Here is a 15,535-nt window from a genome sequence, read left to right on the forward strand (position 1 = left end):
AAGGCTGCGATAGGACTATCAGGACGCAGCGTATTTTTTAGAAAAGAGAGTGGGACATGAGTTAGTAGGCAGGTTAACCCGTAACCAACCCAACCGAACTAGGACAAAAGCGCAAAGTCGATCCGTTCCCGTAGAAGCTGCTTGGCCTTCACCAGTTGATTTTTGACGGTATTTTTTGAAATGTTCAGCAATTCAGCAATTTCCTGATACGATTTCCCGTCTTCCACATTCATGCGTAAAATCAGTTTGCGTTTTTCGGAAAGCGCACTGACGGCTGTTTGAACCAGGTTAAACTGGGCTTCCTGACGCTCCGGTGATTCGTCGTGCGCTTCCTGCATGCGTTCCAGATAGCGGTTTTTGAGAAGCTGTGCTTTTTCAACCTGCTTCAGGTAGTCGAACGCCTGATTTCTCAGACAGGTAAATAGATAGGAATTGAAGTTTAGACTCGGGTTAATAGTCGATCGGCGCTCCCAAATCTTAATAAATACATCATGAACCATGTTTTCAGCTTCTTCCTGATCCTTCAGAATTGACAGGCAGAAACGCAGGGAAGGGGTACGGTAATGCTTATATAATTTGGCGAAAGCAGCCTGGTCGCCCAAAACAACCTTGCTTAAAATAGATTCGATTGAGTAGTTAATGGCCATAGGTAGAAAAGTAAGGTGGATGACGAGCAACAAACCACTAAAATGCTTTGTATTGAATGGTCTGTAGAATTTTTATAACTTATTTAAGTTGAATTGCCGAATAAAATTTTGACAATACTCGCCAAAGGATTCGCTATAAAAGTTTACAAATCCTTCATAATATCTTAACATGCCCTTTAGAAACCGAATTATATTTGGATTCTACGCCACTATCGAGACAAATATAGAAGAGGGGACTTCAAAAGAATTTCGCACTTTGCGTAAAATAACCGTCAATTTGCGCAAGTCGTTTTAATTTGACTTTCAGTGATTTAGGGGCCGTCCTATCTGGATTTTTGCGTGATACACTCGGAATGATTTACTAGCGTGGAGAATGGATGGGTTAGGTATCGGTTGGCATGTCAGCGCTAAATTTTTAGTTGGGCACTAGTAGCCCAATGCCCTGGAACGCCCGTATAACAAATGCACAAGGCACTATTGGTCTTTATGCGGTTAGCTTCCCTTTCTCCAGATGAATAGTTGTGTAGCCTTTCGACGTGGGTTTGCAGCATGTGCCATCGTCATGGTGTGCTGGCTTAGCTATGCCTGTCGGTCAGAAGGAGCAATAGAACTGGATAGTACGACGCACTACCGGGATCGCGCTTTTGACCAGGAATACCACGAAGCATACCCACTGGTTGTAAATGGGCATTCGGTAGCTGTACGTAGAATTACGGTCGACCGACAATCGACGGTTTGGATTGCCTCGGAAGCGGGTGTTTTTCAGAAAAAGGCTAGCCAGTCTGATTGGGTAAGCCTGCCTTTTCCAACCGGTCAGGGCTCAGCCTATGCCGTAGCCGTCGATGCGCAATCATCCGTTTGGGTAGGTGCGTGGAATGGCCTTTTCCGCTACACAAACCAGCGTTTCGAACAGATCGACGGGCCTATCGGGCCGATTGCAGAGCTTTGCCCGACCCCGGAGGGAGTGTATGCATTAGGACCATCGGGCGTATGGTTGATCAATAAGCAGGGATGTCAGAAAAAGGCGTATTCGCTTCCCCGATCCATCCGGCGGGTACTATCGGATAAACAGGCTGGTCTTTGGGTGGCTACCGATGTAGGGCTATATCATGTTGAGGATACCAAAACCCGGATTTTTCAACGGCCCGACGAGCTATTGAGCGCTTTGATTCGGGGCTTAGCGCTGGACTCGAACCAGAGTGTTTGGGCAGGTGGATTAGGTGGCGTTACGATCCTGAGTCAGGATAAACCGAAGCAAACGCTGGAGCCTAAGCAGGGCATCCCGTCCATTTACGTAAACTGTGTCGGTCGGGCTCCTGATGGACGGATGTGGATCGGTACGGATGTGGGCGTGGTGCGATACAGCCCCGACGGTAGCCATTCGTTGCGGTTTACCCGGCGGTGGCTGCTCGATGACCGGGTCGAAGACATTGCTTTCGATGCACAGGGCACGGCCTGGATGGCTACGGCCGAGGGAGTCAGCGCGATCAAACGACGAGCGATGACTCTGGCTCAGAAACAGGATTATTTCTACGATGTGCTCATGAAACGGCATATTCGACAGCCCTGGATTGCCGGACAATGTCGTCTGAAACAGCCGGGCGACATAAGCACCTGGGAGCCAGATGACGACGACAATGATGGCGAATATACGGGCAATTACCTGGCGATGGAGTCGTTTCGGTATGCGGCTACCCAACAGCCAGATGCGAAAGTCAAAGCAAAAAAAGCGTTCGATTTCTTAAAACTTCTTCAGGAGGTAACCGAAACGGATGGCTTTTTCGCCCGCACGATTGTACCAGCCAACTGGACGCGGGTGGACGATACCAACCGAACCTACACGGAGCAGGAGCGGGCCGACGAACTCGTGAAAGAGCCTCGTTTCAAACCGGTTGAGGTGCGCTGGCGGAAATCGAAAGATGGCAAGTGGCTCTGGAAAGGCGATACCAGCAGCGATGAGGTATGCGGGCACATGATGGGTTATTATTTCTACTACGAACTGGTAGCCGACGAGGCTGAGAAGGCCGTGGTTCGGGCACACGTAGCCTGGCTGGTCGATCACCTGATTGCCCATAACTTTACCCTGACCGACATCGACGGGAAGCATACGCGTTGGGGTGTCTGGTCGCCCGATAAGCTAAATCGTGACCCCGACTGGGCACCGGACAGGGCTCAGAATTCGATGGAATTACTGGCTTTTCTGAAGCTGGCGTACTACATGACCGGTCAGCCTAAATATGAACAGCACTACCGGCGACTGATCGATAAAGAAGGATATCTGGGCAATATGGCGCAGATCAAGCATCAGAATCCAGCCTGGTTCATATACTTCGATGTGATGCTGGCGGCTTATGTGTATCCTATTCTGGTCCGTTGCGAACAGGACCCTAAACTTCGGTCGTTTTACGAAGCTCACATGGATCAGTGGCTTCAGCAACGGAAAGCCGATAAGAATCCACTGATCAATTTTCTGTACTGTTATGCCCGGAATAAGCCCGTTGAGTTGGCATCGTCCGTCGAATTTCTGGTCGATACACCGCTCGATTTAGTCAACTGGATGGTCGATCATACCAAACGGGAAGATGTTCGAATCGTGCGGACGCCTGTGCTGGACGAATGGCAAGTGAGTGAATTACCACCGGCTAGTATCCGAACTGTGGTACGCTGGGACAAAAATCCATGGGCGGCAGTGAATGGTACGCCCGATATTGAACGGGAGCCGGTATTCTGGCTACTACCGTACTGGATGGGTCGATACCTTAAAATGATTCAATAATCTGTTGAAAAACAAAATCTATGTGTTTAGGAATAATTCGTAAAAGCTTGGCTGGGGTTGCGTTGGGAATGTCGTTGGGGATTCTGGCGAGTGCTCAGTCTGTGTATCAGGACAAACCGTTTTTGCAGGATTACAGCATTAAGTATTATGCCGATAAGCCAGATGCCAGTTTGTCTGGGCTTGCCTGCGACCGGAATGGAGTTATTCAACTGCTCACGAGCAATGGGCTGATGCATCCATCAGGCGGTCAGTTTCTGGTTGCCGGTACTGTACGGCCCGATCAGTCGTATCGGCCAATGGGTGATATGAAGCTGGCGGCCATTGGTGTGTACGACCATCAACTTGTCTACCTCGATAATCGGGCGGTGCTGAGCAATGCCTGGGCTGGTAAACTCTTTGCCGAACACCAGCTTCCACAAGCCCGACTGTTTGCGGGCGGGGCTGATTTTACATTTCTGGTTTCAGATGGAAAAGCATTACATCTGGTCAACGGCAAAGATGTCCGCTGGAAAGGAGTCATACCCGATGACGAAGCGATCCAAATTCGGTATCAGCCCGGTGTCGATCAATTCTGGATACTGGGTAAAAAATCACTGTATACCTTATCGGGCAAAGCACCTAAACTGAGCAAAGCGTTGGAGGGGGCCAACTTTACCGCGTTCGATCTGGCCGCAAAAGGTACTAAAGTCGTGATTGGTACCACTGACGGCTATCTGGAGTTCGATTCGAACACGAAGAAACCGATTGGTGCGGCTCATCGAAAAGTGCCAGCTACGAACATTACGGCTGTAGCGGAGGTGGCTGGAAAGCTTTGGTTCGGCTCGAATCAGGGAGCCTTTGCGCTGCGCTCCGACGGTAAGTTCGACTATTACAATGGTGAGCGCTGGCTACCGGGCAATGAGGTGACACAAATTGTTGCAGGCCCAGCCAATTCGGTCCTGATTCTTACAACGGCAGGTCTGGCTAAAATTGAGTCGAAATGGATGACGCTCGCTGAGAAAGCGCAGTTCTACGATCGGCAGGTGCGGACCCGACATATTCGGAATGGGTTCAATGCGTCGCTGGTTCGGATGGACAAAGGGGTGCTGGAGAGTGGCTATATGGAAGATTCGGATAATGATGGTCTGTGGACGTCGATGTATTTGGCCGGTGAAATTTTCCGGTACGCTGTTACGAAAGATAAAGAAGCCCTGCAAAACTGCCGGGAGTCGCTCGATGCGATGGAACGATTGTATACCGTTACCCCGGTTCCCGGTTTTCCGGCGCGTTCGTTTGAGCGGGCAGGGTATATCAGCAAACTACATGATGTGGAACGCTGGCAGCATTCACCCCTGCCCGGCTGGGACTGGAAATCGACTACCAGCAGCGACGAAGTGATCGGGCACATCTTTGCCTTTGGAGCCATGGCCGAACTGGTCGATGACAAAGACCTGAAAAACCGGTCTATCATGCTGATTGATACATTGATGAGTCATATCCTCACTCATAATATGTACCTGATCGATTTCGATGGGAAGCCAACCATGTGGGGCCGCTGGAACCCGGAATATGTCAACTCTTTCCCGATCAATGTAGGCGACCGCAAACTGAACTCGTCCAATATTGTGGCGATGCTACAAACAGCCTATCATTTTACGCATAAAGAAAAGTATAAGAAAAAGGCGTTTGAACTGATGCAGAAGCACGGCTATTTCGAAAACCTGATGCGGCCCATGCGGATCATCGGTAAAGCCCCAGACAATGCCGATGAACACAGCAAGCACATGTCGGACGGCTGGAACCACTCCGACGATGAAATGTATTTTGTGGGCTACTGGGGGCTGTATCGCTACGCCTTCAACGATACCCTCCGGGCCAATTTCAAGAAGGCCATTATCGATCACTGGGAATTGGAAAGGCCCGAAAAAGAAGGCGCCTGGAACATCTTCACCGCGTTGACGGGTACAAAATCGTTCGATCTGGCCGAAGCCGTCTGGTATTTGCAGGAGTTTCCGCTCGACCTGATCGACTGGGAGATCCGAAACCGTCATCGGAAAGATATTGAGCTGATTCCAGACAATTTTCGTCGGCAGACCACCAAAGAAGTACTCCCACCCGACGAACGGCCTATCCAGCGGCATAATGGCAACATGTTCGATCTGGAGCGGACACGGGGCAACGGCACCTCCGAGCATAGCGCGGGCGACATCTGGCTGTTACCCTACTGGATGGGCCGGTACCTGGGCGTAATCAGCGCACCGGTGCGATAGATGAAGAGCGAAAGAGTGACTGAGTGATTGAGTGTGAAACGGACTTCGTTTGCTGATCATGAATCTATTAACCCTTCTTAAAAAAAACGGAACGAGCTGGCTGTTTTACGGAACGCTCATTCGCTCAGTCACTCTTTCGCCCTTTGTCCCGGCGCAGCAACCGGTTTATCGGGATGTGCCGTACCTACAGGATTTTAGCGTCAAATACTACACTACGGATACGACACGCCAACTTAATTATGTCGGTACGGATCGAAACGGTATAACACAGGTTCTTTCGTCGCAAGGGTTGCTGCGTCCATCAGGTGGACAGTTTCAATATCCCGGTAAACTGGTGGCCGACCAAACGTACCGACCGATGGCTGACCGGGCTATTGCCGCTTTAGGTCTTTATAACCAACAGTTTGTTTACCTGGACAATACCGCCCTGTTTAGCAATGCATGGGCTGGGAAACTGTCTGTTCGGCACGATATGCCTGCTGCTCGGCTATTTTGTGGAGGAGCCACTGGGAATGGCGAGTCGTTTTCAGGCTTGATTTCGGATGGGGTCAGGCTCCGGGCTTGGCGAAACGGTTCGAGCGTATGGGCAGGTACGTTACCACAGGATTCAGTAATTGGTCTACACTACGAAACCATTGCGCAACGCTACTGGGTGTTGGGAAAGCACTCACTGAGTCGGCTTGATTTGAAAACAGGTCAGCTCCAACTTGTTTTCGAACAACCGGGTTTAACCTGTTTAGCGGTTTTTCAAAACAAGGTATACCTCGGCACGTACGACGGGTATCAAGTATTGGACGCCCATTCGTTTACGCCGATTGGCGGTATACAGAAGAAAGTACCCTGGCCGGACCTGACCGTGATTTCGGTGGTGCAGGGGAATTTGTGGTTTGGCTCGACCAGGGGAGCGTTTATGCTGCGTCCCGACGGTACATTTAACTACTACTATGGCGAACGCTGGTTGCCGGGCAATCGCGTAACGGCCATTCAGGAGGGAGCCGAAAAAACAGTTTGTATACTAACCAACAAGGGTCTGGGCGAAATCCATTTCGAGTCGATGACCCTGGAACAGAAAGCCTTGCGTTATGAACAGCAGGTTCGGCAACGGCACATTCGGTACGGGTTCAACTGTGATGTGACCGTCATTCAGAACGGTGATCTGTCGACAGCGCAAATGGGGCAACGGGACAGTGACAACCTCTGGACATCGATGTACTTGGTCAGCCAGTTGTTTCGCTATAAAGTGACCGGAAGTAAGGACGCGTTGCAGAACTGCCTGGAATCGTTCGAGGCTATGGAACGGCTATTTAGCATTACCGGAATGGACGGTTTTTTCGGACGGGGCTTCGAACGGCAGGGGTATCATAAATTTGAGGCCAAAGCCTGGGATGGCGGACTTACCAACGGCTGGAACCATGCCAGCGACCCACAGTGGGATTGGCGGGGCACCACCAGCAGCGATCAGACGGTAGGGCAGCTATTTTGCCTGACCATGCTGGCCGAACTGATGGATGGTGACGTGAAAAAACGAGCCATTACACTGATGGACGGCCTGATGACCAACATCATCCGAAACAACTGGTATTTGATCGATGTAGATGGCAAACCTACGCTTTGGGGCAAGTGGCATCCCGACTATGTCAACGCATTTCCGACTTCGGTGGGCGACCGGAAAATCATGTCGTCCAACATCATTGCCTTTTTACAGGCCGCTTATCATTTCACCAAAAAGCCGATTTATAAGCAGAAAGCCTACGAACTGATGCAGCAGTACGGCTATCTGGACAACCTGATGTGGCCCATGAGCGAGATTGGGAAGGCGCCTAAAGGCGCGGGTGATTGGGCAAAGATGCTTTCGGAAGAATGGAACCACTCCGACGATGAAATGTATTTTCTGGCCTACTGGTGCCTGTATCCGTATGCGTTTACCCCTGAATTAAAAGCAAAATACCGGGAGGCCATCAAAGACCATTGGCAGGCGGAACGCCCCGAAAAAGATGGTCTCTGGAATTTATGTTATGCCATGACGGGCGCCAAAACCTTCGATCTACCCGAAACCATCTGGTATTTGCAGGAATTTCCGCTCGATATGGTCGAATGGCCTATGCTGAACAGCCATCGGAAAGACATAGAGTTTATACCCGCCAACTTCCGGGGCCAGACAACTACCAAAGTCCTGCCTCCCGACGAACGACCTGAACTCAAACACAACCGCAATCTCTTCAAACTGGATCGGCCGGGTAAGGTAGTTTCTGAACTGAGCGCAGGTGATTCCTTCCTGTTGCCGTATTGGATGGGTAGGTATTTGGGCGTAATCAGCGCACCGATTGAACGATGAATAGCTGGGAGCGCAACCGCAAAGTAGACCGCCACCTTCGCATTAAATTCGTATAAAGAGTAGCCCGAATAGAGGAATAGGCCGTAGTACTGTAGATGAGTACTGTAGCTTATCACGTTTACTATTCGATTCCTATGAGTGGTTCTGCTAGTCTTCTGCAACGGCTTAAAAATGGCCAAAATGTATACGGAACCTGTATCACCTCGACAGGCCCGATGTGGCCTAAAGTCATAAAACAGATCGGTCTTGAATTTGTGTTTATTGATACTGAACACATACCGCTGGATCGGTCGGAACTGGCCCGGCTTTGTCAGCAGTTTCGGACGTATGGCATTACGCCGATCGTTCGCATCCCCAGCCCCGATCCGTATCTGGCCTGTCAGGCTATTGATGGCGGAGCTATCGGCATCGTGGCTCCCTACCTCGAATCGGTCGAACAGGTACAGACGCTGGTAGGCGCTACTAAATACCGTCCGCTGAAAGGCGAAAAGCTAGCCGCTTACCTGAACGGAACCGATACCTTGTCGCCCGAAATGGCTGATTACATAGCCGCGTATAATGCCGACCATCTGTGTATTGCCAACATCGAAAGTGTTCCAGCGATGAACCGGCTGGACGAAATGCTATCAGTACCGGGTTTGGATGCGGTATTTATTGGGCCACACGATTTGTCGGTAAGTCTGGAGCTTCCTGAGCAGTACGATCACCCTGATTTCGAAGCGGCTGTACGAACCATTATTCACAAAACCCGCCAGAAAGGGCTGGCTATCGGCATTCATTTTTCGCTGGAACCCGAACGGCAAATTCGCTGGATGGCCGAAGGGGCCAATATCGTTGTGCATAGCTTCGATATTGCCCTGTTCAGTCAGCGCCTGCGCCACGACCTGGCTATCATTAAAGAAGCCGTTGGCGATGGAAAGGAGCCTAGTCAGCCAGATTCACTGACTATTTAACCTGACGATTAATGACTACGGCAACCCAGGCGCTGTCTCCTATCTGGCGTCCGCAATCCATCGTATTAGGCGGCCTTGCGCTGTCGATTGGCTGGGGCATTCGGGGTAATTTTGGCCATGAATACGGAGCCGCTTTTGCGGGCTGTCTGGCGGCTATTGTGGTCGCGTTGTTATCGGGCCGGGCCGACTGGCGAGAGCGGGTGCTTTACTTTGCCTTTTTTGGCGCTATTGGTTGGGGCTTTGGCGGCTCCATTTCCTACATGCAGGTCATTGCCTATACGCAAAGTGGCCAGTTCCTTTCGCAGTGGTATGGGTATGTAGGCTTGTTTTATATCGGTTTTTTGTGGGCGGCTTTGGGCGGAGCCGGTACAGCATTAGCGGCTGTCGCCGAGCATCAGCGATTGGTGGACCTGTTCAAGCCAATACTGTTTCTGTTTGGAGCGTGGTTTATTCAGGATAGTATTGAAGACCCGATAGCCGAGTGGCTCCAGTCAGGCATTGGGTTCGATCATACGGCTTCGCGGCATAAAAGTCCGCTATACTGGCTCGATGCCGATTATCTGGCGGCTTCCACGGCTTTGCTGGCAATGGGGATTTTCGACTTAACCGATCGATCTGAAAAAAACAGGCTGTGGCTGCCTGCTTTTGCGGCCATCGGAGCGCTCTTCGGCTGGGCAATTCAGGTATTGTTACGCGTAGCGGGCCTGGACAAAACCCTGGCTTCGTGGCTAACGTACCCGTTGGGCGATCCAACCTATATCAGTCCCGAAACCGGGCAACGGGCTTTCGATCCCCATAATTTTCTGAACAACTGGCCGCAGTGGTTTGGCGATTATCCGCAGCATATTGGCTGGTTTATTGGGCTACTGCTGGGAATTACCGCCTATTTTGTTCGCTTTGGGAAATTTCGCCAGGGCGCATCGCTGATCGTCTACATGGCTGCGGGCTGGCTACTTTTCTTCCTGGCCGTGCCTGTACTTGGAAGCATCGGCCTGGCCAACTATGGTGGCTTTCGAATGACACCGCCCCGCAGCGACGATTGGGCGGGGATCACGGGCGTTTTTATCGGGGCACTTCTCTGGTTCCGACGACATCAGTTAGAGGCTGTGGCCACGTCTTCCGTCATCAGTGGTTTGATTGGCGGATTGGGCTTTTCGGGTATTCAGTGGGTGAAACAACTGCTGGTGGTACCGGGTAATCCGCGCATCTTGGCTGGACGTGGCCTTTCGCCCGATAACGCTGAATTTAAAACCGTCGTAGCCAACTGGGCCAATTGGCAGCAGCAGAACTGGCACAGCTTTCTGGAACAGACGTACGGCTTTGTGAACGGCATCGCTATTGTGGTCGCGCTGGGTTTTCTGGCAACACGAGTGCCTATCCATCAGGATCGACCTGTGAACAGACAGGGGCGATGGACGTTAGGAGTAGCGACCGTATTCGTGTGGCTGGCGATTCCGTATGTCAATCTGGTCAAGAACGTCGAGGAATGGGGTAAGCAACTGAATCCTGACGTGTGGACCCGGTCAATTACACTTCCCGACGGATCGACGAAAACGACCACTGCTTTGTGGGATGTGCCCTATCTGGGCCGTTTGCCCGGTATCGATTCCTGGCAGTTAAGTCCGGTGGGTTGGTTCAATCTGACCTGGCTACTGCTGCTAGTCCTCTTGATTGGGCTGATCCGGCGGCATTTTCGGGAGCCCTTGTCCATCATTCCGGCCTCCTGGCTGGGTCGTGGGCAATTGCTTTTTTTAGTCCTGCTCTGGCTGATGGTGGTCGGGAATTTTGAACGGGCTCTGGTCGATTGGCACCCCCAGCGGCTACTGACCGAATGGGTGATTACGCTCAACGCCATTGGGGCGACCCTGTTGGTGCTGGTCATGCCACATGAACGGGAGCGGATCGTGATAGCTCCACCCGAATCGTTTCAGCCGCTTTATCGCCAGGCCTGGCTACGAACAGTTGGAGCTATTGTTCTATCGGGTGTTTTTTTCGTGCTGACGAATCGGCTTGTGTACGCTTATCCGGCGCATGAAGAGTTAGGCAATACCATGCATACCCGCTTCGGGCCAGAAGCTTACTGGCGTGCCAAGCCGAATCTGAAAAATGCTGAACACAAATAGCGTTATGAAAACTATTATACGTACCTATCTGCTAGGAGGGTTGATTTGTGCCGGTGTTGCGTATGGTCAATCGCCGGAATTACCAATGGATTCCATTGCCTATTATCGGAAAATGTTGTCGAATAAGCCAGTTATGCAGGTGTCGGCCCACCGTGGCAATACAGGTCTTGCGCCAGAAAATACACTGGCAACCTTTCGGATCGCCTTGCAACGACAGGTCGACTACATAGAAATCGATGTTCGCACGACCAAAGACGGCCAGCTTATTATTCTGCACGACGGCTCCCTCAATCGAACGACCAATGGCATAGGGCCAGTAGCCGATCAAACATTGACCGAACTGAAACGATTGTCGGCCGGTAAGGGAGCTGGGGCATCATTCCTGGCCGAGCAAATTCCGACTTTAGCCGAAGTATGCCAACTGGTGGCTGACTGGAATAAGCACCATCGCACGAAAACCAACTTGTATGTCGATTGCAAGGCGGTGGCTGCTGAACCGTTGGTCGCTGTGCTGTCGCAATATGGTCTGTTGAATGATGCGGTCTTTTATGGCTCCGATGCATTTTTGCTTTCCCTTCAACAAGTGGCTCCTAAAGCGAAATGTATGCCCTCACTCCGAAAAATGGAAGAATTGACAGATAAAGTGGCGAGGTTGCATCCGTATGCATTCGATATAGATGCCCGGATACTGACAAAAGAGCTGGTCGATCAACTACATCAACGCGGCCTTCGGGTATTTGTCGATCTGCTGGATGAGGGGGATACACCCGAATACTACCGGAAAGCAGCCCAACTGGGTGTTGATGTGATTCAGACTGATCATACCCTGAGCGTCTACCGAGCAGTAGCCCAACGGCCAACTAAGTAATCTAAAACAACCTGACTTGAACGTGATGAAACAACTGATCTATACAGCTTTTCTGGTAGCCATAACGGCGTCGGGATGGGCGCAGGTACACAAAGACTATACCCCAACGGCCTATCCTGACCGGGTTATTCTGGGTTGGCAAGCGAATCCAGCCACATCACAGTCGGTTAACTGGCGTACCGATTCAACGGTTACTCAGGCTATAGGCGCTATTGCTGAGGCAGACCCATCACCTGATTTTGTTACCAAAGCCGTGACGGTAGAAGCTATTGCCGAACGGGTTGTCCTCGATGGCAAAGCCGTTTTGTACCATTCCGTCCATTTTACTAATCTGAAGCCAGACACAAAGTACACCTACCGGGTGGGCGACAAAATGCATTGGACTGAGTGGTTTCAGTTTAAAACAGCAAAAGATCAGCCAGCACCCTTTTCATTTTTATATTTTGGCGATGCACAGAACGACATCCGATCGCTTTGGTCAAGGGCCATTCGCGGAGCGTATTCCACGCTGCCAACCGTAAGCCTGATGATCCATGCGGGCGACCTGATCACTACGTCCAACGCCGACTGGCAATGGGCCGAATGGTTTGAAGCGGGTGGCTGGATCAATGGGATGATACCTACGCTGGCTACACCGGGTAATCATGAATACTTCAAAGATGAACAAGGGGCCTATCGTGTATCGCGGCACTGGCGTCCGTCGTTTGTATTGCCCCAGAATGGACCGAAAGGGCTGGAAGAGACCGCTTATTTTTTCGACTATCAGGGTGTGCGGTTTATTTCCTTAAATTCACAGGCCGCTCTGCTCGATTCGGCGGTGATGACCACACAGGCTAACTGGCTGGTACAAGTTCTGAGCAGCAATCCGAATCGCTGGACCATCGTGACCCATCACCATCCCATTTACTCAACCAAACAAGGCCGGGACAATGACGAATGGCGTGAACGAATGGAGCCTATTTACAAAAAGTATGGCGTCGATCTGGTATTGCAAGGACATGATCATACCTATGGCCGAGGGCTGAACATGCCATTAGGCAAGAGTCGAAAACATCCCGATGGGCCGATCTACGTGGTATCGGTCAGTGGCCCGAAAATGTACGACATTGGTCTGCAAAACTGGATGGACCGGGCAGCCTCGAATACGCAGTTGTACCAGACCATTTCAATCGACGGGGCTAAGCTGTCCTATCAATCGTATACGGTGACCGGTGAGAAATACGATTCGTTTGACTTATTGAAGGACAGTAAAGGGAAAAATACACTGGTCGACCAGGCTCCGGTACTAGCGCCCGAACGGCTTGAATTACCGGCTGAGTATCAAAAACGGTATACGCCCACGCAAATGGATGAATACCGGAATCGTTTTCAGGAGTATAAAGCCCGCAAACAGGCGAAAAAAGAATAAAACCAACCTACTATGCAAACATCTACCGCACAATCGACGGCCGAACCCGCTGTTGCCCAACCCGCTCCTGTCAAACGACTCCTCTCGCTCGATACCCTGCGTGGCTTCGACATGTTCTGGATTATGGGTGGTGAGGATGTGTTTCATGGACTGGCTAAAACGACAGGCTGGGCCTGGGCGGTGGTCATGGCAGATCAGTTAAGCCACCCCGACTGGAATGGCTTTGCGGCCTACGATCTGATCTTCCCCTTGTTTTTATTCATGGCTGGTGTGTCGACTCCTTTTTCGATTGGCAGCCGACTGGATAAAGGTGCGGATAAATCGGAGATTGCCCGGAAAATAATCATTCGGGGATTGGTGCTGGTGCTGCTGGGTGTTATTTACAACAATGGTCTGTTTGTCAAAGCGTTTCAGGATACACGTTTCCCCAGTGTGCTGGGCCGCATTGGTCTGGCGGGCATGTTTGGGCAATTGATTTACCTGTATGCCAGCACGCGTTTCCAATACATCTGGTTTGTCGGACTGCTACTAGGCTACTGGGCGTTAATGATGCTGGTGCCGGTACCAGGCTGTGGAGCAGGTATTCTGACGATGGAGTGTAACCTGGCCAGCTACATCGACCGCCAGATTGTGCCGGGTCATCTTTACAAAACGATTCACGATCCCGAAGGGGTGTTTTCAACGCTTCCAGCCATTGGCAATGCGCTGTTGGGCATTTTTGCCGGTACATTCCTCCGGTCGCATGGGCGGACGGGCGTACAGAAGGCGCTTCGATTGCTGGGTATAGGTGTAGGATTTGTCTTGTTGGGCTGGCTCTGGAATTTCGTTTTTCCGGTCAATAAAAACCTCTGGACCAGTTCGTTCGTCTGTGTTACCGGCGGGTTTAGCCTGGTGCTGCTGGCTATTTTTTACTGGATCATCGACGTAAAAGATATAAAAGGCTGGACGTTTTTCTTTACGGTTATCGGCATGAACTCCATCCTGATCTACCTGGCGGGTGAGTTTATTAGTTTTGGCTACGCAGGCCGGTTCTTCTTCGAGGGCTTGCTGAAATTGTCCTCCTCCGAAGCCGTCCAGGAAGTGGGCATGGCACTGGGCGTAATTGCCGTCAAATGGGCTTTCCTATATTTCATGTATAAGAAAAAGACGTTCCTGCGGGTATAATAGGTTATACACCGGATTTGTCTGGTAATAAAAAATAGTGACAATTTAACCTTTTAGGTGACTAATTGGTAAATTGTTATTATTTTGCCAGACGATGAAACGAGATGATTCTCTCTGGAAGGCAATTTTAGAAGATGTATTTGATGATTTTTTACGATTCTTCTATCCGAAAGCAGAAGAACTGTTTCTTCTGAATAGAGGGTTTGACTACCTGGATAAGGAATTAGAACAATTGTTTCCTCCTGAACAGGATAGCTATCAACCCCGGTATGTTGACAAGCTTGTAAAAGTATATACTCGTCAACACGACCAAGTTCAGGAACAGTGGATTTTAATCCATATAGAAGTACAGGGCTACAAAGACCCCAATTTTGCGGAACGAATGTTCCAGTATTATTGCCGTATTTTTGACAAATACCGGCAGCCGATTACAGCTTTTGCCTTATTTACAGATGGTCATAAAGGGTATCAACCTGCCTATTATGAACAGGATTGTTTGGGAACCCAGCTCCGTTATCAGTACAATGTCTATAAACTACTGGAGCAAAGCGATGCTGCTTTATCAGGCAGTACAAATCCTTTTGCCAAAGTATTGTTAATCGGTAAAGCTGCTTTACTTGGCAAAAAGATGACTGAAGCGCAATTGCTGGCCGTTAAAATAAATATAGCTAAGGAATTGTTAGCGAGCCAATTGTCCAAAGATAAGATTCGAAGTTTGATGAACTTCCTTCGGTATTATGTACGTTTGGAAAAACAGGAGGCAATCGATAAGTTTGAGCGGGCTGTTGAAGCTATAACGCAACAAAATACTACAATGGGAATTGAGCAATTTTTGCTGGAACGTGCTAAAAAAGAGGGTAGAGAGCAAGGAATAGAACAGGGGGTGAAAGAAAAGAGCCAGACTGTCACTCAAATGCTTCTTCGGGAAACCTCCTTTACGGTTGAGGAAATCGCCCGATTGGTTGGCGTACCGGTATCGTTTGTCGAAGAGGTCAAAAAGAAGAGCGTATAA

The 15,535-nt window shown here is 50.3% G+C and carries 10 protein-coding genes; 9 read left to right on the forward strand and 1 reads right to left on the reverse strand.

Features of this window, described 5'->3' with window-relative positions; translation table 11 throughout:
* Window positions 1-98: 98 nt before the first annotated feature.
* On the reverse strand, window positions 99-647 hold the full coding sequence (locus tag ACYVFD_RS17560; protein ID WP_461091627.1) for an RNA polymerase sigma factor: 549 nt from the start codon (window positions 645-647) through the stop codon (window positions 99-101).
* Between the two features lie 511 nt (window positions 648-1,158).
* On the opposite strand from ACYVFD_RS17560, the gene ACYVFD_RS17565 reads away from it, so the two are divergent.
* The 9 genes from ACYVFD_RS17565 (at window position 1,159) to ACYVFD_RS17605 (ending at window position 15,535) form a co-directional block, all read left to right on the forward strand.
* Window positions 1,159-3,423: a ligand-binding sensor domain-containing protein gene (locus ACYVFD_RS17565; protein WP_461091629.1), complete on the forward strand. Its 2,265-nt coding sequence runs from the start codon at window positions 1,159-1,161 to the stop codon at window positions 3,421-3,423.
* A 20-nt stretch (window positions 3,424-3,443) separates the two neighbouring features.
* The gene (locus ACYVFD_RS17570; RefSeq protein WP_461091630.1) at window positions 3,444-5,672 is read left to right on the forward strand and encodes a hypothetical protein; all 2,229 of its coding nucleotides are present in this window, start codon (window positions 3,444-3,446) and stop codon (window positions 5,670-5,672) included.
* A gap of 58 nt (window positions 5,673-5,730) precedes the next feature.
* Window positions 5,731-8,007: a hypothetical protein gene (locus ACYVFD_RS17575; RefSeq protein WP_461091631.1), complete on the forward strand. Its 2,277-nt coding sequence runs from the start codon at window positions 5,731-5,733 to the stop codon at window positions 8,005-8,007.
* Window positions 8,008-8,141: 134 nt separating this feature from the next.
* On the forward strand, window positions 8,142-8,960 hold the full coding sequence (locus ACYVFD_RS17580) for an HpcH/HpaI aldolase family protein (RefSeq protein ID WP_461091632.1): 819 nt from the start codon (window positions 8,142-8,144) through the stop codon (window positions 8,958-8,960).
* An 11-nt stretch (window positions 8,961-8,971) separates the two neighbouring features.
* Window positions 8,972-11,083: a hypothetical protein gene (locus tag ACYVFD_RS17585; RefSeq protein WP_461091634.1), complete on the forward strand. Its 2,112-nt coding sequence runs from the start codon at window positions 8,972-8,974 to the stop codon at window positions 11,081-11,083.
* A 4-nt stretch (window positions 11,084-11,087) separates the two neighbouring features.
* Window positions 11,088-11,951 carry a glycerophosphodiester phosphodiesterase gene (locus ACYVFD_RS17590; protein WP_461091635.1) on the forward strand — a complete coding sequence of 288 codons (864 nt, stop codon included), beginning with the start codon at window positions 11,088-11,090 and terminating at the stop codon, window positions 11,949-11,951.
* A gap of 25 nt (window positions 11,952-11,976) precedes the next feature.
* Window positions 11,977-13,359 carry a purple acid phosphatase family protein gene (locus tag ACYVFD_RS17595; protein WP_461091636.1) on the forward strand — a complete coding sequence of 461 codons (1,383 nt, stop codon included), beginning with the start codon at window positions 11,977-11,979 and terminating at the stop codon, window positions 13,357-13,359.
* 12 nt (window positions 13,360-13,371) lie between these two features.
* Window positions 13,372-14,523, forward strand: coding sequence for an acyltransferase family protein (locus tag ACYVFD_RS17600; protein WP_461091637.1), 1,152 nt, complete (start codon window positions 13,372-13,374; stop codon window positions 14,521-14,523).
* Window positions 14,524-14,617: 94 nt separating this feature from the next.
* Window positions 14,618-15,535, forward strand: a complete 918-nt coding sequence (locus ACYVFD_RS17605; protein ID WP_461091638.1) for an Rpn family recombination-promoting nuclease/putative transposase — start codon at window positions 14,618-14,620, stop codon at window positions 15,533-15,535.

This window comes from Spirosoma gilvum (assembly GCF_054776815.1).